Below are 24140 nucleotides of genomic sequence, written 5' to 3' on the forward strand. Positions count from 1 at the left end.
TCCCACATTGGAACGCGCTCACTTGTGGGAGCTAGCCTGCTAGCGCAGAGGACATTACAGATGCCGAGCTTTTTCAGGCCACCGCTTCAACCGAACCAATGAAATTCGCCAGTTCCGCCGTTTGCGGATTGGCAAACAACACTTTCGGATCCCCCACTTCATGCACCTTGCCATGGTGCATGAACACCAGTTTGTCGCCGACCTCACGGGCAAAGCGCATCTCATGGGTGACCATGATCAGCGTCATGCCTTCTTTGGCCAGTTGCCGAACCACGGCGAGCACTTCATTGACCAGCTCCGGGTCCAGCGCCGAAGTGATCTCGTCACACAGCAGCACTTTCGGCGACATCGCCAACGCCCGGGCAATCGCCACGCGTTGCTGCTGCCCGCCGGACAGCCGATCCGGGAACGCGTCAAACTTTTCGCCCAGGCCGACACGCTCCAGCATCGCGCGCGCCAGTTCGGCAGCCTTGGCCTTTGGCACTTTTTGCACCACTTGCGGGGCGAGCATGACGTTTTCGCCAACAGTCAGGTGCGGGAACAGATTGAACTGCTGGAACACCATGCCGACTTTCTGCCGCAAGCTGCGCAGGTCGGCGCGGGCGGCGTCGAGGTATTCACCGTCGACTTCAATCACGCCGTCATTGATCGACTCCAGGCCGTTAAGCGTGCGCAGCAGGGTCGATTTGCCCGAGCCGCTGCGGCCGATGATCGCCACCACCTGGCCTTCCTCGACGCTGAGGTCGATGCCTTTGAGGACGTGGTGATCGCCGTAGTATTTATGCAGGGCGGAAATTCTAAGCAGAGGCATGCAGTCTCCTTTCCAGGTAGCGCGCACTGAGGGACAAGGGGTAGCAGAGAAGGAAATAGCCGAGGGCAACGAGGCCGTAGACCATGAAGGGTTCGAACGTGGCGTTGGCGAGCATGCCGCCGGTCTTGGTCAGTTCGGTGAAGCCGATGATCGAGGTCACGGCAGTGCCTTTGACCACTTGCACCGAGAAACCCACGGTCGGCGCCACGGCAATGCGCAGCGCTTGCGGCAGGATCACGTAGCGCAATTGCTCCAGCGGATTGAGCGCCAGGCTCGATGAGGCTTCCCATTGGCCATTGGGGATCGCCTCGACGCAGCCGCGCCAGATCTCCGCCAGATAGGCGCTGGTGAACAAGGTCAGGGCCACCGCCGCCGCCATCCACGGCGAAATCTCGATCCCGGCCAGCGCCACGCCGAAGAACACTAGAAACAGCTGCATCAACAGTGGCGTGCCCTGGAACAGCTCGATCCAGGTGCGGGCGATATTGCTCGACAGGGTGTTTTTCGAGATGCGCATTATCAGGATCAGCAGCCCGACGATGCCGCCGCCAATAAACGCCACCAGCGACAATGCCAGTGTCCATTGCAGGCCGGTGAGCAGGTTGCGCAGGATGTCCCAGAACGTGAAGTCGCTCATTGGCTGCTCCTGGAAATGTAGCGACGGCCGAGCCAATTGAGCAATTGGCGGATCAGCAGCGCCATGCACAGATAGATCAGCGTGGTCAGCGCGTAGGTTTCAAATGCGCGGAAGTTGCGCGACTGAATGAAGTTGGCGGCAAAGCTCAGCTCCTCGGTGGCGATTTGCGAACACACCGCCGAGCCGAGCATGACGATGATGATCTGACTGCTCAGGGCCGGCCAGACCTTACCCAGCGCCGGCAGCAGCACCACATGGCGGAACGCTTCGAAGCGCGTCATCGCCAGTGCCGCTGCGGCTTCCAGTTGCCCACGCGGGATCGCCTGAATGCCGGCGCGGATGATCTCGGTCGAATACGCCCCGAGGTTGATGACCATCGCCAGCACGGCTGCTTGCCACTCTGAAATCTGCACACCGAGGGAAGGCAGGCCGAAGAAGATGAAAAACAACTGCACCAGAAACGGTGTGTTGCGGATCAACTCGACATAGACGCCAAAAATCGCCGAGAACGGACGGATGTTCCACGCCCGTACCAGCGCCCCGACAATGCCCACGCTCACCCCAAGCAGTGCGCCGATGGCTGTCAGCTCAAGGGTGAACAGCGCGCCGCGTAGCAGCAGGTCGGTGTTTTCCACCACCGGCATGAAATCGAACTGATAAGCCATGAGGTTCTCCCGCGCAGTCGATCAGAGATCGGCCGGCAGCGGCTCTTTCAGCCAGGTCTGCGAGTTCTTTTCCAGCGCACCGTCGGTCTTGGCGGTGTTGAGAATGTCGTTGACCTTGGTCAACAGCGCCGTTTCATTTTTGTTCACGCCAACGTAGACCGGCGAATCCTTGAGCTTCACTTTCAGCGCCGGTACCCGTTTCGGGTTCTTTTCGCTGATTGCGACCATCACCACGTTGCCGCTGGCAATCAGGTCGACCTGGCCCGCGAGATAAGCGGCGATGGTCGAGTTGTTGTCTTCGAAGCGCTTGATGGTCACGCCTTCAGGGGCGACTTTGCTCAGTTCGATGTCTTCGATGGCGCCACGGGTGACGCTGATGGTTTTGCCCTTGAGGTCGTCGAGGCTGGTGATCGCCGCCTCTGGTGGGCCGAACACGGCGAGGTAGAACGGTGCGTAGGCGCGAGAAAAGTCGATGACTTTCTCGCGCTCCGGGTTCTTGCCCAGGCTGGAAATCACCAGATCGACCTTGCCGGTGGTCAGAAAGGGGATGCGGTTGGTGCTGTTGACCGGGGTGAGTTCGAGTTTGACCTTGAGCTGATCGGCCAGCAGTTTCGCCGTGTCGATGTCCAGGCCGCGGGGTTTCATGTCCGGGCCGACCGAGCCGAACGGCGGGAAGTCCTGCGGCACGGCGACTTTCAGCGTGCCGCGTTTGACCACGTCGTCGAGACCGTCGGCGTGAGCGGGCGCCTGGCACAACAACAGGCCGGCAAACAGGGAAGCGAGGAGGGCGCTGTAACGCAGGGTCATGGACAATCTCCGGATCGGCGGGAAGTATTTTCTGCGATCGGACAGAGCATGGGCCGTGCCAATACGCCGCTTTCGTCCCGGCACGCCGCAGTTTCAGCGGGTTTACTCGGTCTTACTGGTCTGAACAGTCAGGTTGTTTTTCGCACTGCGATAGCGCATCGGTCACGTTCGCCGAACCCCGCTGGGGCACGACTTGCCGGACTCGGCGAATAGCTTTACAACTAGCCGCACATTGGCCTGGTACGTCTGAAAATCATGAACTCGATCTCCCGCGCCGTACCCGAAGTGGCGCTGCAAGCGATCCGCAAATTGATCACCGAACAGGGCTTCGGCCCGGGGGACGCCTTGCCGTCGCAACGTGATCTGGCGCTTCAACTGGGCGTCAGCCGGGCGTCGTTGCGTGAGGCGCTGTCATCGTTGAGCGCGCTGGGTCTGGTCAGCATTCAGCCGGGCAAGGGTGTGTTCGTGCAGTCGCCGGTGGAGTTGTCGCGCGGGGAGAGTGCCGGGAGCTGGCCCTTCGCGGCGCAGGCCTCGCCGCTGGATATCTTTCAATTACGCTATGCCCTTGAAGGCTTTGCGGCGGGGCTGGCGGCGGTGACGTTGAGCACATCTGATCTGGATGCGCTGGAAGACAATGTCGCCGCTATGCGCGAGCAATTGCGATGCGCCGACTTCGAAGCGGCGGCGAAGCTGGATTTCGAATTTCACCGACGAATCCTGTTGGCCAGCGGTAATCAGGCGATGCTGAGCATCCTTACCGCCAGCGCCGAGATCTTTCTGGAGAGTCAGAAACTACCGTTCATCCGCGCCGAACGCGCCATGGAAACCTGGCAGGAGCACCGCAAGATCCTTCGCGCGCTGGCCCGGCGTGCCTCGGGTGCAGCGCAAAAAGCCATGCAGGAACACGTGCGCAACGCCGCACTGCGCACCGGAATCGCCTTCATTGCTCCCGCCAGCGCTTGACTTGAGCTATACCCAAACTCATGAGGCACCATAGCAAGACTCAATCATCTGCGGCTTCCTGAACCGGAGCGGGGCGGATATGATGGGCCACGTTTTTTTGCTTACAACCTGGAGAATTCCATGAGCAGCGATCTTATCAAACACGTTAGCGACGCTAGCTTCGAAGCCGACGTACTCAAGGCCGAAGGCGCTGTACTGGTCGACTACTGGGCTGAATGGTGCGGCCCTTGCAAAATGATCGCTCCGGTTCTGGACGAAATTGCCGAGACTTACAAAGGCAAGCTGACCGTTGCCAAACTGAACATCGACGAGAACCAGGAAACCCCGGCCAAGCACGGCGTACGTGGTATCCCGACGCTCATGCTGTTCAAGAACGGCAACGTTGAAGCGACCAAAGTCGGCGCCCTGTCGAAGTCGCAACTGGCTGCTTTCCTCGACGCCAACATCTAAGCGTCGCAGCAAAGTGCCTGAAAAAAAGCCCCGCAATTAGCGGGGCTTTTTGCGTATTCAGGGCTAGACGCTCCGAAACTCAGGTGGTACATTCGGCCCCGCACTGGTTTCTCCAATGCCCCCTGCTAGCCGTCGCCGACGCACTCCTTTTCGAATAAGTACGCGATCCTGTCGCCTTCTCTGCGGCGCGGCCTCATTAAGCCAAAAGCTTAATTTCCCCCCTCCATAAATGATTACGTCATTCCTATATGAATCTGACTGAACTCAAGCAAAAGCCGATTACCGAACTGCTCGAATTGGCCGAACAGATGGGCATAGAAAATATGGCCCGTTCGCGCAAGCAGGACGTGATTTTCTCCCTGCTGAAAAAGCACGCTAAAAGCGGCGAGGAAATCTCCGGTGATGGCGTGCTGGAGATTCTCCAGGACGGCTTCGGCTTCCTGCGCTCCGCTGACGCTTCCTACCTCGCCGGCCCAGACGATATCTACGTCTCGCCGAGCCAGATCCGCCGCTTCAACTTGCGCACCGGTGACACCATCGTTGGCAAGATTCGCCCTCCGAAGGAAGGCGAGCGGTATTTCGCTCTGCTCAAGGTCGACACGATCAACTTCGATCGCCCAGAGAACGCGAAAAACAAGATTCTCTTCGAGAACCTGACCCCGCTGTTCCCGACCGTGCGCATGAAGATGGAAGCCGGCAACGGTTCCACCGAAGACTTGACCGGTCGTGTGATCGACCTGTGCGCTCCGATCGGCAAAGGCCAGCGCGGTCTGATCGTTGCACCGCCGAAAGCCGGTAAAACGATCATGCTGCAGAACATCGCAGCGAACATCGCCCGTAACAACCCTGAAGTTCACCTGATCGTATTGCTGATCGACGAACGTCCGGAAGAAGTAACCGAAATGCAGCGCACCGTGCGCGGCGAAGTGGTTGCCTCGACCTTCGACGAGCCGCCGACCCGTCACGTCCAGGTTGCCGAAATGGTGATCGAGAAGGCCAAGCGCCTGGTCGAGCACAAGAAAGACGTGGTGATCCTGCTTGACTCCATCACCCGTCTGGCCCGTGCCTACAACACCGTGATCCCGAGCTCCGGCAAGGTATTGACCGGTGGTGTCGATGCTCACGCCCTGGAGAAACCAAAGCGTTTCTTCGGTGCTGCGCGAAACATCGAAGAAGGCGGCTCGCTGACCATTATCGCCACCGCGCTGGTTGAAACCGGCTCGAAGATGGACGAAGTGATCTACGAAGAGTTCAAGGGTACCGGCAACATGGAACTGCCTCTGGATCGCAAGATCGCCGAGAAGCGTGTGTTCCCTGCGATCAACATCAACCGTTCCGGCACCCGCCGCGAAGAGTTGCTGACCGCCGACGACGAACTGCAGCGTATGTGGATTCTGCGTAAGTTGCTGCACCCGATGGACGAAGTCGCGGCCATCGAGTTCTTGATCGACAAGCTGAAAACGACCAAGACCAACGACGAGTTCTTCTTGTCGATGAAGCGCAAGTAATACCAGCGCTGTTCAAAAGGACGCCCCGAAAGGGGCGTTTTTTTTTGCACTTGAGCACAGACAAGGCGATGACCAAGTCCTGTCTGGTGGGCGGTGATCCGGAGAGTGGGGCGACAAAATTGTTCTGGGGTGACAGCCACTCCGCCGCATTGTTGCCGGCCATCGATGTCGATGGCCGCTCGCAGTACAAGGACGCGGATCATCTTTCGGACGTAGGCAGCGCCAGACTGAGCCCGCTGTTTGCGCCGCTGCTGCTGGGTAGGAACCAAAATTGAGCAATGCCAGGCGCTGACGGGCTGCTGTTTGCCCGTCAGAGCAGGTAGGATGTACGCCTATTTTGAGGGTGCCATCGTCAATGAAATTCAAGGATCTTCGGGATTTCGTGCAGCAGCTTGAGCAGCGCGGAGAGTTGAAACGCATCCAGATTCCTGTCTCGCCGGTGCTGGAGATGACTGAGGTGTGCGACCGCACGCTGCGGGCCAAAGGCCCGGCGCTGCTGTTCGAGAAGCCGACGGGCTACGACATCCCCGTGCTCGGCAACCTGTTCGGCACCCCCGAGCGGGTGGCCATGGGCATGGGCGCCGAGTCGGTCAGCGAACTGCGCGAAATCGGCAAGCTGCTGGCTTTCCTCAAGGAGCCGGAACCGCCGAAGGGCTTGAAAGACGCGTGGTCGAAACTGCCGATCTTCCGCAAGATCATTGCCATGGCACCGAAAGTCGTCAAAGACGCGGTGTGCCAGGAAGTGGTTATCGAAGGCGATGACGTCGATCTGGCGATGCTGCCGGTGCAAACCTGCTGGCCTGGCGACGTCGGCCCGCTGATCACCTGGGGCCTGACCGTCACCAAAGGCCCGAACAAGGACCGTCAGAACCTGGGCATCTACCGTCAGCAGGTGATCGGCCGCAACAAAGTCATCATGCGCTGGCTCAGCCACCGTGGTGGCGCTCTGGATTATCGCGAGTGGTGCGAGAAGCATCCAGGCCAGCCGTTCCCTGTGTCGGTGGCCCTCGGTGCTGACCCGGCGACCATCCTCGGCGCCGTGACGCCAGTGCCGGACAGCCTCTCCGAGTACGCGTTCGCCGGCCTCTTGCGCGGCAACCGCACCGAACTGGTCAAGTGCCGTGGCAACGACCTGCAAGTGCCGGCCACTGCCGAAATCATCCTTGAAGGCGTGATTCATCCGGGCGAAATGGCAGATGAAGGCCCGTACGGCGACCACACCGGTTACTACAACGAAGTCGACAGCTTCCCGGTGTTCACCGTCGAGCGCATCACCCACCGGATCAAACCGATCTACCACAGCACTTACACCGGCCGTCCGCCGGATGAGCCGGCGATCCTCGGCGTGGCACTGAACGAAGTGTTCGTGCCGATCCTGCAGAAGCAGTTTCCGGAAATCACCGACTTCTACCTGCCGCCGGAAGGCTGCTCGTACCGCATGGCCATCGTGACCATGAAGAAGTCGTATCCGGGCCACGCCAAGCGCGTGATGCTGGGTGTCTGGTCGTTTTTGCGACAGTTCATGTACACCAAATTCGTTATCGTCACTGACGACGATATCAACGCCCGCGACTGGAACGACGTGATCTGGGCCATCACCACGCGCATGGATCCCAAGCGCGACACGGTGATGATCGATAACACGCCGATCGACTACCTCGACTTCGCCTCGCCGATCTCAGGCCTGGGTTCGAAAATGGGGCTCGATGCCACCCACAAGTGGCCGGGCGAAACCACTCGCGAGTGGGGCCGTGTGATTGTCAAGGACGACGCTGTCACCCAGCGGATCGATGCCATCTGGAATCAGTTAGGAATAGATTGATGCGTGTAACCCTGCAGCCTTCCGGAGCGGTACTTGAGATACAGCCCGGTGAGCGGATTCTCGATGGTGCGCGGCGCCTGGGCTACGATTGCCCGCAAAGCTGCCGCAACGGCAACTGCCACGTGTGTGCGGCGCTGCTGGTGGAAGGCCGGGTCGAACAGGCCGGCACGGTGCGCGATCACGGTGAGTTCTACACTTGCATAGCCGAGCCGCTGGAAGACTGCATCGTGCTGTGGGATGGCGTGCTTGCGCTGGGAGAACTGCCGGTGCGTAGCCTGTCGTGTCAGGTCATCGAATGCCGCGACGTTGGCGGCGACACCTGGCGTGTGCGTCTGCGTGCGCCGGCCGGCAAGCCACCGCGCTATCACGCCGGACAATATTTGATGATCGAGCGCGAGAGCGGCGAGAAGTCAGCGTTTTCCATGGCCTCGGCACCGCACGGTGGGCGCGACCTGGAAATCCACGTACTGGCGCGCGAAGCCAGTGCGTTGAGCCTGATCGAACAGCTGCAACGCAACGCAATGGTGCGCGTCGAACTGCCATTCGGTGACACTCACCTCGCCGAGCTGCCGGACGGGCCGCTGGTGTTGGTTGCCGCTGGCACAGGAATGGGCCAGATCCACAGCCTGATCGAACATTGCCGCGCCAACGGCTTCAAGCACCCGGTGCATCTGTATTGGGGCGTGCGTCGGCCGGAAGATTTCTATGAGATCGAACATTGGGACGAATGGGTGAAGCTGCCCAATCTGTTCCTGCACAAAGTCGTCAGCGACCAATGTGGCTGGGAAGGCCGCTGCGGAATGCTGCACGAGGCGGTCTGTGAAGACTTTACCGATCTCAAGTCCCTTCACGTCTACGCCAGCGGCTCGCCGGCCATGGTCTACGGGACGCTGGACGCGCTGGTCGAAGCGGGGATGGATGCTCATCAAATGCGCGCCGATGTGTTCGCGTATGCCCCGCGCTCTTGAGCCGTGCGGGTAAATCGTTATAACTCACTATATAGCCGATCGGTATTTATCTAATTGGGTAAATACCGCTAGGTTATATATCAATCAGGCAATCTATTAAGAAGTGTGCCATGGCACCTAAATTGCCTTAAAACATATGTGCCTTATTGTTACAGCGGTGCGTTCTATTAAGTAATTCTTCACCCGCGGGGAGCTGAACGCTATTCGCCATGAGTGCCATTGAAAACGCTTTTCTGAACCTGGCTTACCCTCCGCGGCTCGATCTTGGGCCGCAGCTGACGCACGAACAACTTCTCGCTTCCATGCAATCGACCATGGCGCGCCACAAGGGCGGGCCGGTGTGGCTGTTCGCCTACGGTTCGCTGATCTGGCGGCCGGAATGCAATTCGGCGCAGCGCATGCGCGGTCGCGTGTATGGCTATCATCGTGGGTTGTACCTATGGTCGCACGAACATCGCGGCACCCCGGAAATGCCGGGGCTGGTGTTCGGTCTGGATCGTGGCGGTTCGTGCAGTGGGTTTGCTTATCGCTTGCCCGAAGACGATCTGGACAGTGCGCTGTATGCACTGTGGAAGCGCGAGATGCCGTTCCCGTCCTATCGGCCACACTGGCTCAACTGCCGGCTCGAAGATGGCAGTCAGGTTCAGGCATTAGGATTTGTTTTGGAGCGACACCTGCCCAGCTATGCCGGCAACTTGCCGGATCACGTGCTGAGCCAAGTGTTCGCAAGCGCTTGCGGGCGTTACGGAACCACTCGCGATTATGTCGAGCAGACCGCCCACGCCCTGCGCAGCCACGCCATGCCAGACCGAAATCTGGAGGCGCGGCTCAAACGTTGTAAATCACAGGTCGATCAAGCGACCGCTTCGCGGCTCTGACTGGCGACTTGCTTGTGCCATAGCGTCGGGGCCAGGAAGGCCATCGCCAGCAGGCACGCGCTCACCAGCAGGACAAAACCGCCGTCCCAGCCGAAGTGGTCGACGGTGTAGCCCATCGCCGCACTGGCCGCGACCGAACCACCCAGATAACCGAACAGACCGGTGAAACCCGCAGCAGTACCCGCGGCTTTTTTCGGAGCCAGTTCCAGCGCCTGCAGGCCGATCAGCATCACCGGACCGTAGATCAGGAAGCCGATGGAGACCAGCGCGATCATGTCCACAGTCGGGTTGCCGGCCGGGTTGAGCCAGTAAACCAGCGTTGCCACGGTCACCAATGCCATGAACACCATGCCGGTCAGGCCACGGTTGCCACGGAAGATCTTGTCCGACATCCAGCCGCACAGCAGCGTGCCCGGGATCCCTGCCCATTCGTAGAAGAAGTAGGCCCACGAGGTTTTATCCACGGTGAAGCCCTTGGCTTCCTTGAGGTACGTCGGCGCCCAATCCAGTACGCCGTAGCGCAGCAGGTAGACGAAGACGTTGGCCATGGCGATGTACCAGAGCATTTTGTTGCGCAGCACGTATTTGACGAAGATTTCCTTGGTGCTGAATTCGTCTTCGTGGCTGGCGTCGTAGCCTTCCGGGTAGTCGTTCTTGTACTGCTCGATTGGCGGCAGGCCAACCGATTGCGGGGTGTCACGCATGGTCATGAAGGCGAAAACCGCCACGGCCAGAGCCACAGCTGCCGGCACGTAGAACGCCGCGTGCCAGTCGTTGAACAGGCCCATGCCGAGCAGGAACAGCGGGCCGATCAGACCACCACCGACGTTGTGCGCCACGTTCCACACCGAGACCACGCCGCCGCGTTCTTTCTGCGACCACCAGTGCACCATGGTTCGCCCGCTCGGCGGCCAACCCATGCCCTGTGCCCAGCCGTTGATGAACAACAGAATGAACATCATGGTCACGCTGGACGTCGCCCACGGCGCGAAACCGAACACGAACATTACCCCAGCCGATACCAGCAGGCCGAAAGGCAAGAAGAAACGCGGGTTGGAGCGGTCGGATACCAGGCCCATGAGGAACTTGGACAGACCATAGGAAATGGCGATGGCCGACATCGCCAGACCCAGATCGCCACGGCTGTAGCCCTCGTCGATCAGGTACGGCATGGCCAGGGAGAAGTTTTTGCGCAGCAGGTAATAACCCGCGTAGCCAATGAAAATGCCAGCGAAGATCTGCCAGCGCAGGCGTCGGTAGGTGCTGTCTATTTTTTCTTCAGGCAATGGAGCCTGATGTGCGGCAGGACGAAAGAAAGCAAACATTCAAGAGCTCCAGATTTCTTGTTTTGACTGCGGATGCGAATGTTACAGTTTCGTTACCGAAAATAGCACTGATTCGCATCCACCAAAAAGGGGAAATGTTGGAAATCGCACATTCCTTTACGAACCTGTCGCTCAGCTGTAAGAACGGGGCGTTTTTGTCGCGATTGAAGGGTTGTGTCTTAGACTCGGCTCAGTAGTCCCGCCTGATTCAGCAGAGATAAACGATGGCTCCGAAGGTCCGCAGGTTATTGCCGAGGTTGTTTATGGTGGCCGTCGTTGCGGCTTCAGTACTGGCGTTGAGTGTTGTCCAGAGCTCTGCGGCCCCGGGCTTGCGCAATGTCACGGTGTTGATCGTTCGTCATGCGGAAAAACCCGACGTGGGCAGGGAGCTCAATGCCCGAGGCGAACAGCGCGCCGCGGCGTACGCCGACTATTTCACCCCGCTGAAACTGGATGGTCAGCCCCTAACACCGCAGCGGCTGATTGCGACCGCAGACAGCGCCGAAAGTATCCGGCCTCGGCAAACACTGATCCCGCTGTCCCTACGCCTGCAACTGCCAATCGAACAACCCTGTGCCAATAGCAAGGTCGATAAATTGGTGAGTCTGCTACGCGAGAAAAATCAGGCGAAAACATTGCTCATCGCCTGGCACCACGGGCACATCAATAAGCTGATAGCGGCGTTCGGCGGCGATGGCCCCGCCCTGATCGGTATGCCGAAATGGCCTGTGGATGTTTACGATTGGCTCATCGTTCTACGCTTTGATGACAACGGCAAACTCATCGAGTCACGTAGTCAGAAGATTCAGGAACAGCTGTTGCCGGGCGATTTTGCGGGATCGCCCGGCAGTTAAAAGTTCTTCCTGATTTCAGCGCACCTGCACCACAACCTTGCCCACAGCCTTGCGCTGGCCAAGATCATTGATCGCTTGCGCCGCATTGCTCAGCGGGTATACCTGCGACACCAGCGGTTTCAACTTGCCCTCGGCAAACCAGCCGAACAGTTGCTGGAAGTTCGCCGCGTTGTCCTGCGGTTGGCGCTGAGCGAAGGAGCCCCAGAACACGCCGAGTACCGCGGCACCCTTGAGCAGGGCGAGGTTGACGGGCAACTCGGGAATGCGTCCGCTGGCAAAACCGACCACCAGCAGGCGTCCGTTCCAGGCGATGGCGCGGATGGCCTGGTCGAAGAGATCGCCGCCGACCGGGTCGTAGATCACGTCGGCACCCTGACCGTCGGTGAGGCGTTTGATTTCTTCCTTTAAGTTGGTTTCGCTGTAGTTGATCAGTTCATCGGCGCCGGCAGCCTTGGCCACGGCGAGTTTTTCCGTGCTGCTGGCCGCGGCGATGACCCGCGCGCCCATGGCTTTACCGATTTCTACGGCCGCCAGTCCGACACCGCCGGAAGCACCCAGCACCAGCAGGGTTTCGCCCGGCTGAAGGTTGGCGCGTTGCTTGAGGGCGTGCATCGAGGTGCCGTAGGTCATGCTGAATGCAGCGGCGATGTTGAAGTCCATCGACGGCGGAATCGGCAGCACGTTATAGCCCGGCACCGCGACCTGCTCGGCGAAGCTACCCCAGCCGGTAAGGGCCATGACCCGGTCGCCTACTTTCAGATGACTGACCTTTTCGCCGACGGCGCTAACCACGCCGGCCGCTTCACCACCTGGCGAAAACGGGAAGGGCGGCTTGAATTGGTATTTGCCCTCGATGATCAGCGTGTCCGGGAAGTTGACCCCGGCGGCGTGCACGTCCAGCAGGATTTCGTTCTTCTTGGCGACAGGACTGGCGATGTCTTCCAGCACCAGCGATTCGGCAGGGCCGAAGGCTTTGCACAGCACGGCTTTCATCAGGGCTATTCCTTTGGGAGTGATGGCCGATAAGTGTAGGTGTGTCAGTCAACGGGTCAACGAGCATACCCGGCCCTGATAGCCAGCCATAAGCTTGTGCTTACGCGGCGGGTCGTTATGCTAGGCCGCAAACCGGATAAGGAGCGAATTGTGAAAGCGTGGATCATGTTGTTGCTGGCCCTGTCTCTGCCTGTGGCAGCGCTGGCCGAAGAAGCCAAAGAAGGCGAGGCGCCGAAGGTCAACTACATCACCCTGAGCCCGCCGTTCGTGGGTAACTACGGGCTCGATGGCACGCCGAAACTGAAGGTGTTCAAAGCCGATGTGGCGCTGCGTGTGACCGGTGAAGAGTCGACCAAGCTGGTCAAGGCCAACGAACCGTTGATTCGCAATCAGCTGGTGGCGCTGTTCTCCCAACAGACCACAGAAGCGATGGGCAGCATCGAGGGCAAGGAAAAGTTGCGTCAGGAAGCGTTGAAACAAACGCAGCAAGTGATGAATGACGAAACTGGCAAGCCGGTGGTTGAGGATCTGTTGTTCAACAACCTGATCATTCAGTAAGTGCGTTGGCTGCTGTTCAGGACGCCAGGCTTTTGCGAAAGCGCGCCAGGGCAATGACGAAGAACAGCAGGCCGATGGCCGTCAGCGCCAGCAAGTCCGGCCAGACCACGCTCAGCCCGGCGTCGCGAAACAGAATCGCGGCGCTGAGGCTGACAAAATGCGTGGATGGTGAGCCTTGCATGACCCACTGCAGCCATTGCGGCATGCTGTCCAGCGGCGTACTGCCGCCGGACAGCAGCAACATCGGGATGATCACCGGAATGGCCAGCAGGCCGAACTGCGGCGTCGAGCGCGCCAGGGTCGCCAGAAAGATCCCCAGTGCGGTACTGGCAAACAGATAAACCGCCGTCACCAGTAAAAACAGGCTCATCGAGCCGGACAACGGCACGCCGAGCGCGCCTTTGACCACCACCTCCAGTGACAGCCAGGTGCACAGCACCACCACCAGCAGGTTGCTCCAGATTTTCGCCAGCATGATTTCCATCGCCGTCAGCGGCAGCACCAGCAAATGGTCGAGCGTGCCGTGTTCGCGTTCACGCAGCAGCGCCGTGCCGGTCAGGATGATCGCCAGAATGGTGACGTTGTTGACGATCTGAATCACCGCCAGAAACCAGCCCCCCTCCAGATTAGTGTTGAACAGGGCGCGGGTAGTCAGTTGCACTGGCGCCTTGCTCGCGGCATCGCTCTGGCCGCCATAGGCCTGCAGTTCGCGCTGGAAGATCCGGCCGATGTAGCCGGCGCCCATGAACGCCTGGCTCATCGCGGTGGCATCGACGTTGACTTGAATGGCCGGTTGTCGCGCCGCGAGCAGATCGGTCTGAAAACGCGCCGGTATATTGATCACGAAGGTGTATTGGCCGCTGTCCATGACCTGGTCCAGTTGCGCGTAAGGCAACAGCACCGGTGTCTGGAACTCTGGAGGTTGCAGGGCCTGGGCCAACTGGCGCGAGAGGGCGCTTTGGTCTTCGTCGACGATCGCCACGCTGGCGTTGTGCACGCCGATCACCGAACCGGCGGCGGGCATGTAGATCGCCACGGTAAAGGCGTAGAACAGGAACAGCAGCAACACGCTGTCGTGGCGCAGGCTGGTCAGCTCCTTGAGTCCCAGGCGCAGGATGTGCGCGAACTTGTGCATCAGGCCTCCTGCTTTTTCAGCATGACCAGGCTCAGCCCGGTGAACCCGACAAAGAACCCGAACAGCGCGAGGCACTGCGGCCACAGCTGCCGCAAGTCCAGCGCTTTGGTGAAGGTACCGACGGCGATGTCGAGGAAATGCCCCGCCGGAAACAGCATGCCCATCACCGCTGCGGCCCCTTCCAAAGAGGAGCGCGGCACAATCAGCCCGGAGAACTGGATGGTGGGCAGGCTGGTAATGATCATGGTGCCGAGGATCGCAGCGATTTGCGTACGGGTGAACGCCGAGATCAGCAGGCCCATGCTGGTGGTCGCCAGCACGTAGAGCAGGCCGCCGAATGCCAGCGTCAGCAGGCTGCCCTTGAACGGTACGCCGAACAGCCAGCGGTTCATCGCCACCAGCAGCGCAAGGTTGATCAGACTGACCAGCAGGTACGGCGCTTGTTTACCCAGCAGAAACTCCAGACGAGTCAGGGGCGTGGCGTAGAAGTTGGTGATCGAACCCAGTTCCTTTTCGCGCACGATGCCGAGCGCGGTCAGCATCGCCGGAATGAACGCCAGAATCAGCGCCATCACCCCGGGGCCAATCGCGTTGACGCTGACCACATCCTGGTTGTAGCGAAAGCGCGTTTGCAGGCTGGCGCCCGCCTGATGGTTGATGGCGGGGCTGCTCTGCTCGGCCAACTGTTGAAGATTGGCCAAATGGACGGCTTCGACGTAATTGCGGCTGGTTTCGGCGCGAAACGGCATGCCGCCATCGAGCCAGGCCGCCACGGCGGGTTGGCGCCCGGCGTACAGATCGCGGCCGAACCCGGGGGGAATCTCCAGCGCCAGTTTGATTTCCGAACGTTGCAGGCGTCGATGCAGTTCTTGAGCGTCATGGATGGCCGGTTGTTCGTCGAAATAACGGGAGCCGCGAAAGGCTTCCAGATAAGTTCGGCTCTGCGGTGTCTGATCCTGGTCGTAAACGGCGAACGCGAGGTTTTCCACGTCCAGGGAAATCCCGTAGCCGAAAATCACCATCATGAAAATCGCCCCAGCCAGCGCAAAGGCCATGCGCACTTTGTCGCGCAGCAGCTCCTTGCCTTCGCGACGGGCCACTGCCAGCAGGCGACCGAGGCTGACACCGCGCTGCTTGAGCGGTGGCGGGTTAGCCGCTGGCGCTGTCGGCGATTCACTCGTGGGCGGCGATTGGGCAGTGCCCTGGGCCTGTTCCAGGCACGTCACGAAAGCGGCTTCCAGCGTTTCTCCACCGAACTGACGTTGCAGCGCCGCCGGGGTGTCGCACGCCAGGACTTTGCCAGCGTGCATCAGCGAGATGCGGTCGCAGCGCTGGGCTTCGTTCATGAAGTGGGTGGAGAGGAAAATCGTCACGCCTTGCTCGCGGGAGAGTTCGATCAACAGCCGCCAGAAATCATCGCGGGCTGCCGGGTCGACGCCGGAAGTCGGCTCGTCGAGGATCAGCACTTCCGGGCGGTGCAACACCGCCACCGCCAGCGACAGACGCTGGCGCAGTCCGAGAGGCAAGGCCCCGGACGGCTGATCGGCGACGCTGAGCAGATTGAAGCGCTGAATCAATGCATCGATGCGTTGCGCGCTCTCGGCTTTGGGCAAGTCGAACAGCCGGGCGTGCAGCTCAAGGTTCTGCCGCACGCTGAGCTCGCCATACAGCGAAAAACTCTGGGACATGAAGCCGACCCGCTTGCGCGTGGCCAGATCCTTGGCGTCTACCGGGTTGCCGAGCAGCGTCGCACTGCCCTCGCTGGCGGGCATCAGCCCGGTGAGGACTTTCATGGTGGTGGTCTTGCCGCAACCGTTGGAGCCGAGAAAACCGAAAATCTCGCCGCGCCCGATGGCGAAGCTGACGTGATCCACGGCGGTGAAGTCGCCGAAACGCAGCGTCAGGTCGTGGGCCTCGATGGCGATGTCGCTGCTGCCACCGCTACGTGGCGGAATCACCAGCGGCTGGGCGTCATGCTGGCTGTCACCCTGGAAATGCGTGAAGGCCTCATCGAGTTTGCCGCTGGGGGTGACAGCCGCCAGTTCACGGCTCAAGCCGGTGGCGATCAACTTGCCGTTGTCGAGCATCAGGCAATGCTCGAACTGTTCGGCTTCCTCCATATAAGCGGTGGCGACCAGCAGGGTCAGTTGCTGGCGCTGGCGCCGTACGTCGTCGATCAACTCCCAGAAACGCCGGCGTGACAGCGGGTCGACGCCGGTGGTTGGCTCGTCGAGGATCAGCAGGTCCGGCTCATGGATCAGCGCGCAGCACAGCCCCAGTTTCTGTTTCATGCCGCCGGACAACTTGCCGGCGGGGCGCTCAGCGAACTTCAACAGATCAGTGGCGAGCAGCAGGTTGTGCATGCGTTGTTCGCTGTCGGCTTTCGATAGACCGAACAGCGTGGCAAAAAACTGGATGTTTTCGCGGATCGACAGCTCGGGATACAGATTGCCGCCCAATCCCTGAGGCATGAAGGCGATGCGTGCATACAACGTGTCGCGGTGGCGGCGCTGCTCAATGGGCCCACCGAGGACGTCCAACTGCCCTTGTTGCAGGGCCTTCACCCCGGCGATAAGCCCCAGCAGGCTGGACTTGCCGGCGCCATCGGGGCCGATCAGCCCACAGCGGGTGCCGGCGGGCAGGCTGAACGTGATCTCGCTCAGGGCTTGCTGTTTGCCGTAGCGGTGCGCGATGCCGTTCGCCTGAACCGCGAGATTGCTCATTGCAGATTGGCCGGCCAGGCGATCGGCGCGGTGCGCACATACCCGGCACCGGGCATGCCGGGCTTGGCTTGCGGCACGGCGCTGGGTTGGGTCAGGCGCAGCTTGACGCGGAACACCAGTTTTTGCCGCTCGTCGCGGGTTTCGACTTCCTTGGGGGTGAACTGGGATTTGCCGGCGACGAAACTGATTTTTGCCGGCAAGGGTTTCTCGGGCAGGGCATCGAGCAGCACCCGCGCCTCATCGCCCACCGCCAGCCGCCCGGCCACGGAGGCGGACAGGTAGAGGTTCATGTACTGATCATTGGGATCGATCAGCAGCAGGACGCGGCCGCCGGCACCCAGTACTTCGCCGGGTTCGGCCATGCGTAACTGGATCACGCCATCAATCGGCGCGCGCAGGCTGCTGTCGTCGATTTCGCTGGTCAGTTGCGCGACCTGCGCCTGCGCTGCGCCGATCGCTGCACTGACCGCCGACACTTGGGCGCGGGCCGCCGTCACCGCAGCGTTGCCGGTGCCCATGCGCGACTGCAATTGGTCGATGGCCTGGGCGCTGACGAAGCCGTGCTTGAACAGCGACTGCGATCGGCCGAGCTCCTGCTGGGCCAGCAATAGCTCACTCTGACGCAACTGCACGTTGGCCTGAGCGGCGTTGAGGTTTTCCCGGGCGCGCAAGACTTCGGCTTCGGCCTGGTTGCGTTGGGCTTCAAGGGTGCGGGTGTCCATGCGCGCGAGCAATTGCCCTTTAGTGACCTTGTCACCTTCATCGACCAGCACTTCGGCCAGGCGACCGGGTGTCTTGCTGGCGATCTGCACTTCGGTGGCCTCGAGTCGTCCGTTGCCGGCCGACAGGCCCTCGGGCAGACGGCTACTGAGCGACTTCCAGTAACCGAAGCCGCCAGCGGCCAGCATTAGTGCAATAAGCGATCCGGCAAATAGAAGTGAGGAACGGCTGTGCGTCGACATGGGGGCATCCTGCGGCTGTGGCGTCCAGTCTGACGGTTCAAGCGCTGGGGGCGCTTGATGTCAATCAAATGAGCGGCAAGCCTAGACCCTTTTGTCTGGGCCCACTGCGTGACCGAGCGGTTCTCAGCGCAAGCCGTGCACAGCGGCCCACTGCTCGGCGGTGACGGGCATCACTGACAGGCGACTGCCTTTTTGTACCAGTGGCATCTCGGCCAGCGCCGGCTGCTGCTTCAGATAATCGAGTTTCAACACCCGCGTAAAGGTTTCGACGTGCGCCACGTCGATTGCACTCCATGCATTTTTCTCAGGTGTGGCTTTCGGGTCGAAGTAATGGCTTTCCGGTTCCAGCGCGGTGGGATCCGGATACGCCGCTTCGATTATTTTTCCGATCCCGGCAATTCCCGGCTCCGGGCAGCTGGAATGGTAGAAAAAGAACTCATCCCCCACCGCCATCGCGCGCAGGAAGTTGCGTGCCTGATAGTTGCGAACCCCGTCCCAGCGCGCTTTGCCGAGTTTCTCCAGGTCTTTGATCGAGAGTTCGTCAGGTTCGGATTTCATCAGCCAATAGGCCATGGTTTTTGCTCCTGGAGCGTTCTATGGGCAAGTTGTCGGGCAATTTTATGACAAACCGACAGTCGGTTGACGTCAGCGTTTGCGCACAGGTTCTCGTTGTCGCAAAATGCCGGCCTTTAAAGCTTGACGCTGCTGCACGGCCTACGAATGGAAACCGCTGCTGTCATCGTGATGATGTGCCTTGAGGGGGGCAATCGATGAAACGCAAACCGGATTTGCTTTGGGTTTTGGTTATTTTGTTTGGTTTGGGCGTTGTGACCACGGGTTACGCGCAAAGCCTGTGGGCCAACAAGGCCGACGCACCGATTGAAATCGCGCAACAGGTTCAACAGTCAACAGCCTTCAAGCGCTGAAACTGCCTCCTCGACGCCGCTGATCTGCGGCGTTCAGTCTACGAAATACCACGCCTTGTCAGTGACCGTGCCTTGCAACGGTACATCCCAACTCGCCTGCGCCAGCCGTTCGACCTTCTGACATTCATGGGCCAGACCCAATAATGTCGGCTTGCGCCAGTTCTTGCGCCGCGCCAGATACGCCAGGCTGCGATCATAGAAGCCGCCGCCCATCCCCAGACGTCCGCCGACGTCGTCAAATCCCACCAGTGGCAACAACACCAGATCCAGTGTCCAGATCTTGCGCTGGCGAGCCAGGTTGGCGCGCGGCTCAAGAATGCGGAAACGGTTGGGTTTGAGTTTTTCGCCGGGACGGATGCGCTGGAACACCATTTTGGTTCGCGGCCAGGCGCTGAGCACCGGCAGGTACGTGGTCTTGCTCCGGCGCTGTGCTTCACGCAGCAGCAGACGCGGATCGATTTCACCGTCGGTGGGCAGGTACAGGGAGATGTGTTTTGCCCGGCGAAAGTGCGGGTCTTGCGCCAATTGTCGGAACAATCCTTTGGCGGCCTGGCGTTGTTCAGCAGCAGTCAGTGCGCGGCGCGCCTTGCGCAGCAGGCGGCGGAGTTGCGGGCGGGGCAGCAGCGCGAGTTCGGTCATGGTTCGGCTTCGGCAGGTTGGACGAAAACGTACGCATAAAAAATCCGATGTCGGCATTCACCGACATCGGATTCGAATCAGGCTCCCCGGATGAACCGCTGTCAACTTAGCCCTTGAACCCGAAAGTTCAAGGTGGAAGATGCAGTAGACTTTAAGGCTTTCCGTCTGGCGGACATGCACACCAGCCCAACGTGCAACTTCCAGGGTAGTGCGAATCGGCTCAGGGACATCGTCAACTGGCAAGCACCCCAGGGAGTGCCGCGAGTATACCTCAAGCGGACGGGCGAATCAGCCCTTGCTGATGTCCGGATCGTCGGCCAGGACCAGATCGACACGATCGAGCAAGTCACGCACCTGCTCACGGGTCGAGCCGCTGGCTTGAATGTCCGGGCGCTCTTCTTTGTGCAAGAGATCGTGAGTGATGTTCAGTGCGGCCATTACAGCAATGCGGTCGGCACCGATGACTTTGCCGCTGCTGCGGATCTCGCGCATCTTGCCGTCCAGGTAGCGTGCGGCGCTCACCAGATTGCTGCGTTCTTCCTGCGGGCAAATGATCGAATATTCTTTATCGAGGATCTGCACGGTAACGCTATTGCTTGAACTCATGAGTCTTGCTCCAGGGCCTTGAGGCGCGAAATCATCGATTCGACCTTACGCCGGGCGATTTCGTTTTTTTCAATGAGGTGCGCGCGTTCCTCGCGCCAGGTCTTTTCCTGAGCTAGTAAGAGTGCGTTTTGACTCTTTAGTTGCTCGACTCGGCCAATCAGCAGTTCGAGTCTGGCCATCAGCGCTTGCAGGTCGTTGTCTTCCATTGGATTCACTGTCTGATGGGTTAGCTGGCGGACAGCCTTTAATAGTCTTGGCGAGTCTGTCGATGTAGGATACAAGGCCTCCATTCTAGACATAGCGCCGTCTGGCGCCTAGCTGCCCATGACCATTGCGAATTCCCCGTACCAAGCCTTTGCCACCCTGCTGACCTCCAGCGGCCATAACGTCTCGCCTGCCGAACTGCACGGCTTGCTGCTCGGGCGCAGTTGCGCCGGTGCCGGCTTCAATGCCGACGAGTGGCTGATCGATGCCGCCGAGCTGCTCGAAAGTGAGCCCCAGGACAACATCCGCAACGCCCTGATCGGTCTGCAAGAGATGGTCAAGGGTGAGCTGACCGGCGACGACGTCACTGTCGTCCTGCTGCTGCCGACCGATGACGCGCCACTGGCTGAGCGTGCCGCCGCACTGGGCGAATGGTGCCAGGGCTTCCTCAGCGGTTTCGGCCTGAACTGCCGCGACAGCAGCATGCTCAGCACTGAAGCCACCGAAGTGTTGCAGGATCTGGCCGCCATTTCCCAGGTGCAAGATGCTCTGGAAGAATCCGAAGACGGCGAGACCGACTACATGGAAGTCATGGAGTACCTGCGCGTCGCGCCGCTGCTGCTGTTCACGGAAACCAAAAAAGCCGACGTGCCGCCAGCCGCCAAGCCGTCGCTGCATTAATCGCGAGCCAGGGAAAGCCATCTGCCCATGACCCATATCCCGAAAGCGGAATACAGCCGTCGCCGCAAGGTCCTGATGGCGCAGATGGAACCCAACAGCATCGCAATTCTGCCCGCTGCCGCGGTGGCCATCCGCAACCGCGACGTCGAGCACGTCTACCGTCAGGACAGCGATTTCCAGTACCTCAGCGGTTTCCCCGAGCCGCAAGCCGTCATCGTCCTGATGCCCGGCCGCGAGCATGGCGAATATGTTTTGTTTTGCCGTGAACGCAACGCTGAACGGGAAATGTGGGACGGCTTGCGCGCCGGCCAGGAAGGCGCGATACGCGACTTCGGTGCCGACGACGCCTTCCCCATTACCGACATCGACGACATTCTCCCGGGCCTGATCGAAGGTCGCGACCGGGTGTATTCGGCGATGGGCAGTAACCCCGAATTTGACCGGCACCTGATGGACTGGATCAACGTGATCCGCTCTAAAGCGCACCTCGGCGCCCAGCCCCCGAACGAATTCGTTGCCTTGGATCATCTGCTGCACGACATGCGCCTGTATAAATCGGCGGCAGAAGTGAAGGTGATGCGCGAAGCCGCACGGATCTCGGCCCAGGCCCATATCCGCGCGATGCAGGCCAGCCGCGCCGGGCTCTACGAGTACAGCCTCGAAGCCGAGCTCGATTACGAATTCCGCAAGGGCGGGGCGAAGATGCCGGCCTACGGTTCGATCGTTGCCGCCGGGCGCAATAGCTGCATCCTGCATTACCAGCAAAATGACGCGCTGCTCAGGGACGGAGATCTGGTGCTGATCGACGCCGGTTGCGAAATCGACTGCTACGCCAGCGACATCACCCGCACCTGGCCGGTCAACGGCAAGTTTTCGCCTGAGCAGAAAGCGATCTACGAATTGGTACTCGCCTCGCAGGAAGCCGCGTTCGCTGAAATTGCCCCGAACAAGCACTGGAATCAGGCGCACGAAGCCACGGTTCGAGTCATCACCGCAGGTTTGGTGAAGCTGGGCCTGTTGCAGGGCGATGTCGACGAATTGATCGCGACTGAGGCTTATAAAGCGTTTTACATGCACCGCGCCGGCCACTGGCTGGGGATGGATGTACACGACGTCGGCGAGTACAAGGTCGGCGGCGAATGGCGCGTGCTGGAAGTCGGCATGGCGCTCACCGTGGAGCCGGGTATCTACATCGCCCCGGACAATCAGAACGTAGCGAAAAAATGGCGCGGCATTGGCGTGCGCATCGAGGATGACGTGGTAGTGACCAAGACCGGCTGTGAAATCCTCACCAACGGCGTACCGAAAACCGTCGCCGACATCGAAGCGCTGATGGCGCAAGCACGGACACACGCGGCATGAGTCGAGTCAATCTGGCAATCATCGGTGGCGGCCTGGTCGGCGCCAGTCTGGCATTGGCGCTGCAGGCCGGGGCCAAGGCGCGCGGCTGGAAAATCGTGCTGATCGAACCGTTCGCGCCTGGCGACAGTTGGCAGCCGAGCTACGATGCACGTTCCTCGGCGCTGTCCTTCGGCGCACGACAAATCTATCAACGGTTGGGCGTGTGGCAGGAAATCTCCCGTCGCGCCGAGCCGATCAAACAGATCCATGTGTCCGATCGTGGCCGCTTCTCCACCGCACGGTTGTCGGCGATGGAAGAGGGTGTGCCGGCGCTAGGTTACGTGGTGGAAAACGCCTGGCTCGGCCAATGCCTCTGGCGGCACGTCGACAGGGATGTGATCAGCTGGCGTTGCCCGGCGGAAGTCACGCGCATGGAGCCGTTGTCCGACGGCTATCGCCTGACCCTTAATGATGAAACCACCATTGAATGCGACCTCGCGGTGCTGGCCGATGGCGGGCGCTCCGGATTGCGCGAGCAGTTGGGCATCAACGTGCGCAAGCGTCCGTATAACCAGAGTGCGCTGATCGCCAACATCACCCCGAGCGAAGCGCACAACGGCATGGCGTTCGAGCGTTTCACCGACGAGGGCCCGATGGCCTTGCTGCCGCTGCCGGATAACCGTTGCGCATTGGTCTGGACTCGTCTGGGCATGGATGCGCAACGCTTGGCCGATTTGAGCGAGCGCGATTTCCTCAGCGAATTGCAGGGCGTGTTCGGTTACCGCCTCGGCACGTTGAAACAGGTGGGGGCGCGGCATTTGTATCCGCTGTCGCTGGTCGAAGCCGAAGAGCAGGTGCGCTCGCATCTGGCCGTACTTGGCAACGCCGCGCACAGTTTGCATCCGATTGCGGGGCAGGGTTTCAACCTGTCCCTGCGTGATGCCGATGCTCTCGCCGCGGCGTTGCTCGCCAGCGACAAACCGTTGGGCGACTTCGCCACGTTGCAGGCTTATCGCGAACGTCAGCGTCTCGATCAGGACCTCACGGTGGGGTTCTCCGATCAGGTTACGCGGCTGTTTGGCAGCACCCAGCCGTTGGTATCGCTGGGGCGCAACATCGGTTTGCTCGGTCTCGACCTGTTACCCCCCGCCAAGCGCTGGTTCGCCCGCCAGGCCATGGGTTTGGGAACTCGTCCGGATGCTTAAGTGGTTGAGCGACAAGTTCGGCAAGGCGCGGTTGATGCGTTGGGTGATGACCTTTTACCCGCCGTATCTCGGCGCCGGTGTTCGGGTACGGCACATTAGCGACGACTTTCGCGACATTCAGGTGTCGATGGGGTTGGGCTGGTACAACCGCAACTACGTCGGCACGCAGTTTGGCGGCAGTCTGTATTCGATGGTCGATCCTTTTTTCATGTTGATGCTGATGGAAAACCTCGGGTCGCGGTACATCGTCTGGGACAAGGCCGCCGACATCGATTTCATTGCGCCGGGCAAAGGCCCGGTGTTCGCCCGGTTTACCATCGACGACACCTTGCTGGATGAGGTGCGTCGGCAGACCGCCACTGGCGAAAAGTACCTGCCGCAGTTGCAGGTCGATATTCATGACGGCGCCGGCAACCTTGTCGCGCGGGTCGGTAAAACCCTTTACGTGCGGCTCAAGCCGCAAGCGAGACAGGCTTAAA

27 protein-coding genes and 1 other RNA gene are annotated in these 24140 nt (G+C 60.3%); 14 read left to right on the top strand and 14 right to left on the bottom strand.

Annotation, left to right across the window (positions count from 1 at the left end; genetic code table 11):
* Positions 1-73: 73 nt before the first annotated feature.
* The 4 genes from AB4P92_RS17050 to AB4P92_RS17065 are packed head-to-tail and all read right to left on the bottom strand — an operon-like array spanning position 74 to position 2920.
* On the bottom strand, positions 74-811 hold the full coding sequence (locus tag AB4P92_RS17050; RefSeq protein WP_395597911.1) for an amino acid ABC transporter ATP-binding protein: 738 nt from the start codon (positions 809-811) through the stop codon (positions 74-76).
* A complete protein-coding gene (locus AB4P92_RS17055; protein ID WP_042561682.1) occupies positions 798-1448 on the bottom strand; it encodes an amino acid ABC transporter permease in 651 nt (216 codons plus the stop codon). Before AB4P92_RS17055 ends, AB4P92_RS17050 begins: the two co-directional genes overlap by 14 nt.
* Positions 1445-2113 (bottom strand): amino acid ABC transporter permease, encoded by a 669-nt coding sequence (locus AB4P92_RS17060; RefSeq protein WP_047304094.1) that lies wholly within the window; start codon positions 2111-2113, stop codon positions 1445-1447. The genes AB4P92_RS17055 and AB4P92_RS17060 overlap by 4 nt, the downstream gene beginning before the upstream one ends.
* Positions 2114-2134: 21 nt before the next feature.
* On the bottom strand, positions 2135-2920 hold the full coding sequence (locus AB4P92_RS17065) for a transporter substrate-binding domain-containing protein (protein ID WP_042561680.1): 786 nt from the start codon (positions 2918-2920) through the stop codon (positions 2135-2137).
* 255 nt (positions 2921-3175) lie between these two features.
* Between AB4P92_RS17065 and AB4P92_RS17070 the strand changes: the two genes are divergently transcribed.
* From AB4P92_RS17070 to AB4P92_RS17100, 7 genes are all read left to right on the top strand, one after another.
* Positions 3176-3883, top strand: coding sequence for a FadR/GntR family transcriptional regulator (locus tag AB4P92_RS17070; RefSeq protein WP_042561679.1), 708 nt, complete (start codon positions 3176-3178; stop codon positions 3881-3883).
* A gap of 120 nt (positions 3884-4003) precedes the next feature.
* A complete protein-coding gene (trxA, locus tag AB4P92_RS17075) occupies positions 4004-4333 on the top strand; it encodes a thioredoxin TrxA (RefSeq protein WP_003206727.1) in 330 nt (109 codons plus the stop codon).
* A gap of 248 nt (positions 4334-4581) precedes the next feature.
* Entirely contained in the window at positions 4582-5841 is a 1260-nt protein-coding gene (gene rho, locus AB4P92_RS17080; protein ID WP_042561678.1) for a transcription termination factor Rho, read from the top strand.
* Positions 5842-5909: 68 nt separating this feature from the next.
* A complete protein-coding gene (locus AB4P92_RS17085; RefSeq protein ID WP_395599721.1) occupies positions 5910-6116 on the top strand; it encodes a hypothetical protein in 207 nt (68 codons plus the stop codon).
* An 80-nt stretch (positions 6117-6196) separates the two neighbouring features.
* Complete coding sequence (gene ubiD / locus AB4P92_RS17090) at positions 6197-7663, top strand: 4-hydroxy-3-polyprenylbenzoate decarboxylase (RefSeq protein ID WP_047304091.1); 1467 nt, start codon at positions 6197-6199, stop codon at positions 7661-7663.
* Positions 7663-8631: a CDP-6-deoxy-delta-3,4-glucoseen reductase gene (locus tag AB4P92_RS17095; RefSeq protein ID WP_042561675.1), complete on the top strand. Its 969-nt coding sequence runs from the start codon at positions 7663-7665 to the stop codon at positions 8629-8631. The genes ubiD and AB4P92_RS17095 overlap by 1 nt, the downstream gene beginning before the upstream one ends.
* Positions 8632-8840: 209 nt before the next feature.
* Positions 8841-9509 (top strand): gamma-glutamylcyclotransferase, encoded by a 669-nt coding sequence (locus AB4P92_RS17100; RefSeq protein ID WP_395597912.1) that lies wholly within the window; start codon positions 8841-8843, stop codon positions 9507-9509.
* Here AB4P92_RS17100 and glpT read toward each other — a convergent pair.
* Positions 9485-10834 carry a glycerol-3-phosphate transporter gene (gene glpT / locus AB4P92_RS17105; protein WP_395597913.1) on the bottom strand — a complete coding sequence of 450 codons (1350 nt, stop codon included), beginning with the start codon at positions 10832-10834 and terminating at the stop codon, positions 9485-9487. The genes AB4P92_RS17100 and glpT overlap by 25 nt on opposite strands.
* A 224-nt stretch (positions 10835-11058) precedes the next feature.
* On the opposite strand from glpT, the gene AB4P92_RS17110 reads away from it, so the two are divergent.
* On the top strand, positions 11059-11688 hold the full coding sequence (locus AB4P92_RS17110) for a flagellar basal body-associated protein FliL (protein WP_261735556.1): 630 nt from the start codon (positions 11059-11061) through the stop codon (positions 11686-11688).
* Between the two features lie 15 nt (positions 11689-11703).
* Here AB4P92_RS17110 and AB4P92_RS17115 read toward each other — a convergent pair whose 3' ends face one another.
* A complete protein-coding gene (locus tag AB4P92_RS17115) occupies positions 11704-12681 on the bottom strand; it encodes an NADPH:quinone oxidoreductase family protein (protein WP_200612565.1) in 978 nt (325 codons plus the stop codon).
* 150 nt (positions 12682-12831) lie between these two features.
* Between AB4P92_RS17115 and AB4P92_RS17120 the strand changes: the two genes are divergently transcribed.
* Positions 12832-13239, top strand: coding sequence for a flagellar basal body-associated protein FliL (locus tag AB4P92_RS17120; protein WP_042561670.1), 408 nt, complete (start codon positions 12832-12834; stop codon positions 13237-13239).
* Between the two features lie 16 nt (positions 13240-13255).
* On the opposite strand, the gene AB4P92_RS17125 is transcribed toward AB4P92_RS17120, so the two are convergent.
* From AB4P92_RS17125 to AB4P92_RS17140, 4 genes are all read right to left on the bottom strand, one after another.
* Positions 13256-14374, bottom strand: a complete 1119-nt coding sequence (locus AB4P92_RS17125) for an ABC transporter permease (protein WP_042561669.1) — start codon at positions 14372-14374, stop codon at positions 13256-13258.
* The gene (gene rbbA / locus AB4P92_RS17130; protein ID WP_261735558.1) at positions 14374-17097 is read right to left on the bottom strand and encodes a ribosome-associated ATPase/putative transporter RbbA; all 2724 of its coding nucleotides are present in this window, start codon (positions 17095-17097) and stop codon (positions 14374-14376) included. The genes AB4P92_RS17125 and rbbA overlap by 1 nt, the downstream gene beginning before the upstream one ends.
* On the bottom strand, positions 17094-18059 hold the full coding sequence (locus AB4P92_RS17135; protein ID WP_047304083.1) for an HlyD family secretion protein: 966 nt from the start codon (positions 18057-18059) through the stop codon (positions 17094-17096). Before AB4P92_RS17135 ends, rbbA begins: the two co-directional genes overlap by 4 nt.
* Positions 18060-18182: 123 nt before the next feature.
* Positions 18183-18632 carry an EVE domain-containing protein gene (locus tag AB4P92_RS17140; RefSeq protein WP_261735560.1) on the bottom strand — a complete coding sequence of 150 codons (450 nt, stop codon included), beginning with the start codon at positions 18630-18632 and terminating at the stop codon, positions 18183-18185.
* A 197-nt stretch (positions 18633-18829) separates the two neighbouring features.
* On the opposite strand from AB4P92_RS17140, the gene AB4P92_RS17145 reads away from it, so the two are divergent.
* Entirely contained in the window at positions 18830-18985 is a 156-nt protein-coding gene (locus tag AB4P92_RS17145) for a hypothetical protein (protein WP_164488117.1), read from the top strand.
* A gap of 33 nt (positions 18986-19018) precedes the next feature.
* Here the strand turns inward: AB4P92_RS17145 and AB4P92_RS17150 are convergent, their stop codons facing one another.
* The 4 genes from AB4P92_RS17150 to AB4P92_RS17165 all read right to left on the bottom strand — a co-directional run bounded on the left by AB4P92_RS17150 (position 19019) and on the right by AB4P92_RS17165 (position 20436).
* On the bottom strand, positions 19019-19624 hold the full coding sequence (locus AB4P92_RS17150; RefSeq protein ID WP_395597914.1) for a 5-formyltetrahydrofolate cyclo-ligase: 606 nt from the start codon (positions 19622-19624) through the stop codon (positions 19019-19021).
* A 79-nt stretch (positions 19625-19703) separates the two neighbouring features.
* Positions 19704-19882, bottom strand: a non-coding RNA gene (gene ssrS / locus AB4P92_RS17155) — 6S RNA.
* Between the two features lie 30 nt (positions 19883-19912).
* Positions 19913-20230 carry a cell division protein ZapA gene (locus AB4P92_RS17160; RefSeq protein ID WP_007967943.1) on the bottom strand — a complete coding sequence of 106 codons (318 nt, stop codon included), beginning with the start codon at positions 20228-20230 and terminating at the stop codon, positions 19913-19915.
* A complete protein-coding gene (locus tag AB4P92_RS17165; protein ID WP_016985919.1) occupies positions 20227-20436 on the bottom strand; it encodes a TIGR02449 family protein in 210 nt (69 codons plus the stop codon). The genes AB4P92_RS17160 and AB4P92_RS17165 overlap by 4 nt, the downstream gene beginning before the upstream one ends.
* A 118-nt stretch (positions 20437-20554) precedes the next feature.
* Here AB4P92_RS17165 and AB4P92_RS17170 point away from each other — a divergent pair, with 118 nt between their 5' ends.
* From AB4P92_RS17170 to AB4P92_RS17185, 4 genes are read left to right on the top strand one after another with little or no spacing between them, the layout of a single operon-like run.
* Positions 20555-21115 carry a YecA family protein gene (locus tag AB4P92_RS17170; RefSeq protein ID WP_042561664.1) on the top strand — a complete coding sequence of 187 codons (561 nt, stop codon included), beginning with the start codon at positions 20555-20557 and terminating at the stop codon, positions 21113-21115.
* A 27-nt stretch (positions 21116-21142) separates the two neighbouring features.
* Positions 21143-22477, top strand: coding sequence for a Xaa-Pro aminopeptidase (gene pepP, locus AB4P92_RS17175; RefSeq protein ID WP_395597915.1), 1335 nt, complete (start codon positions 21143-21145; stop codon positions 22475-22477).
* On the top strand, positions 22474-23661 hold the full coding sequence (gene ubiH, locus AB4P92_RS17180; RefSeq protein WP_395597916.1) for a 2-octaprenyl-6-methoxyphenyl hydroxylase: 1188 nt from the start codon (positions 22474-22476) through the stop codon (positions 23659-23661). The genes pepP and ubiH overlap by 4 nt, the downstream gene beginning before the upstream one ends.
* Positions 23654-24139: a DUF4442 domain-containing protein gene (locus AB4P92_RS17185; RefSeq protein WP_210623145.1), complete on the top strand. Its 486-nt coding sequence runs from the start codon at positions 23654-23656 to the stop codon at positions 24137-24139. Before ubiH ends, AB4P92_RS17185 begins: the two co-directional genes overlap by 8 nt.
* Position 24140 lies beyond the last annotated feature (1 nt).

This window comes from Pseudomonas sp. A0308, assembly GCF_044218815.1.
Lineage (GTDB): Bacteria > Pseudomonadota > Gammaproteobacteria > Pseudomonadales > Pseudomonadaceae > Aquipseudomonas > Aquipseudomonas iridis.

Bases quoted from the DNA above. Each gene is read 5' to 3' on its own strand.
- glpT (WP_395597913.1), bottom strand. From the start codon at position 10,834: ATGTTTGCTTTCTTTCGTCCTGCCGCACATCAGGCTCCATTGCCTGAA.
- AB4P92_RS17140 (WP_261735560.1), bottom strand. From the start codon at position 18,632: ATGGCCTATTGGCTGATGAAATCCGAACCTGACGAACTCTCGATCAAA.
- ubiH (WP_395597916.1), top strand. From the start codon at position 22,474: ATGAGTCGAGTCAATCTGGCAATCATCGGTGGCGGCCTGGTCGGCGCC.
- AB4P92_RS17150 (WP_395597914.1), bottom strand. From the start codon at position 19,624: ATGACCGAACTCGCGCTGCTGCCCCGCCCGCAACTCCGCCGCCTGCTG.
- AB4P92_RS17135 (WP_047304083.1), bottom strand. From the start codon at position 18,059: ATGTCGACGCACAGCCGTTCCTCACTTCTATTTGCCGGATCGCTTATT.
- AB4P92_RS17165 (WP_016985919.1), bottom strand. From the start codon at position 20,436: ATGGAAGACAACGACCTGCAAGCGCTGATGGCCAGACTCGAACTGCTG.
- AB4P92_RS17185 (WP_210623145.1), top strand. From the start codon at position 23,654: ATGCTTAAGTGGTTGAGCGACAAGTTCGGCAAGGCGCGGTTGATGCGT.
- AB4P92_RS17125 (WP_042561669.1), bottom strand. From the start codon at position 14,374: ATGCACAAGTTCGCGCACATCCTGCGCCTGGGACTCAAGGAGCTGACC.
- AB4P92_RS17055 (WP_042561682.1), bottom strand. From the start codon at position 1,448: ATGAGCGACTTCACGTTCTGGGACATCCTGCGCAACCTGCTCACCGGC.
- AB4P92_RS17145 (WP_164488117.1), top strand. From the start codon at position 18,830: ATGAAACGCAAACCGGATTTGCTTTGGGTTTTGGTTATTTTGTTTGGT.
- AB4P92_RS17170 (WP_042561664.1), top strand. From the start codon at position 20,555: ATGACCATTGCGAATTCCCCGTACCAAGCCTTTGCCACCCTGCTGACC.
- AB4P92_RS17095 (WP_042561675.1), top strand. From the start codon at position 7,663: ATGCGTGTAACCCTGCAGCCTTCCGGAGCGGTACTTGAGATACAGCCC.
- AB4P92_RS17060 (WP_047304094.1), bottom strand. From the start codon at position 2,113: ATGGCTTATCAGTTCGATTTCATGCCGGTGGTGGAAAACACCGACCTG.
- AB4P92_RS17115 (WP_200612565.1), bottom strand. From the start codon at position 12,681: ATGAAAGCCGTGCTGTGCAAAGCCTTCGGCCCTGCCGAATCGCTGGTG.
- AB4P92_RS17110 (WP_261735556.1), top strand. From the start codon at position 11,059: ATGGCTCCGAAGGTCCGCAGGTTATTGCCGAGGTTGTTTATGGTGGCC.
- ubiD (WP_047304091.1), top strand. From the start codon at position 6,197: ATGAAATTCAAGGATCTTCGGGATTTCGTGCAGCAGCTTGAGCAGCGC.
- AB4P92_RS17050 (WP_395597911.1), bottom strand. From the start codon at position 811: ATGCCTCTGCTTAGAATTTCCGCCCTGCATAAATACTACGGCGATCAC.
- AB4P92_RS17070 (WP_042561679.1), top strand. From the start codon at position 3,176: ATGAACTCGATCTCCCGCGCCGTACCCGAAGTGGCGCTGCAAGCGATC.
- pepP (WP_395597915.1), top strand. From the start codon at position 21,143: ATGACCCATATCCCGAAAGCGGAATACAGCCGTCGCCGCAAGGTCCTG.
- AB4P92_RS17100 (WP_395597912.1), top strand. From the start codon at position 8,841: ATGAGTGCCATTGAAAACGCTTTTCTGAACCTGGCTTACCCTCCGCGG.
- rho (WP_042561678.1), top strand. From the start codon at position 4,582: ATGAATCTGACTGAACTCAAGCAAAAGCCGATTACCGAACTGCTCGAA.
- rbbA (WP_261735558.1), bottom strand. From the start codon at position 17,097: ATGAGCAATCTCGCGGTTCAGGCGAACGGCATCGCGCACCGCTACGGC.
- trxA (WP_003206727.1), top strand. From the start codon at position 4,004: ATGAGCAGCGATCTTATCAAACACGTTAGCGACGCTAGCTTCGAAGCC.
- AB4P92_RS17065 (WP_042561680.1), bottom strand. From the start codon at position 2,920: ATGACCCTGCGTTACAGCGCCCTCCTCGCTTCCCTGTTTGCCGGCCTG.
- AB4P92_RS17160 (WP_007967943.1), bottom strand. From the start codon at position 20,230: ATGAGTTCAAGCAATAGCGTTACCGTGCAGATCCTCGATAAAGAATAT.
- AB4P92_RS17085 (WP_395599721.1), top strand. From the start codon at position 5,910: ATGACCAAGTCCTGTCTGGTGGGCGGTGATCCGGAGAGTGGGGCGACA.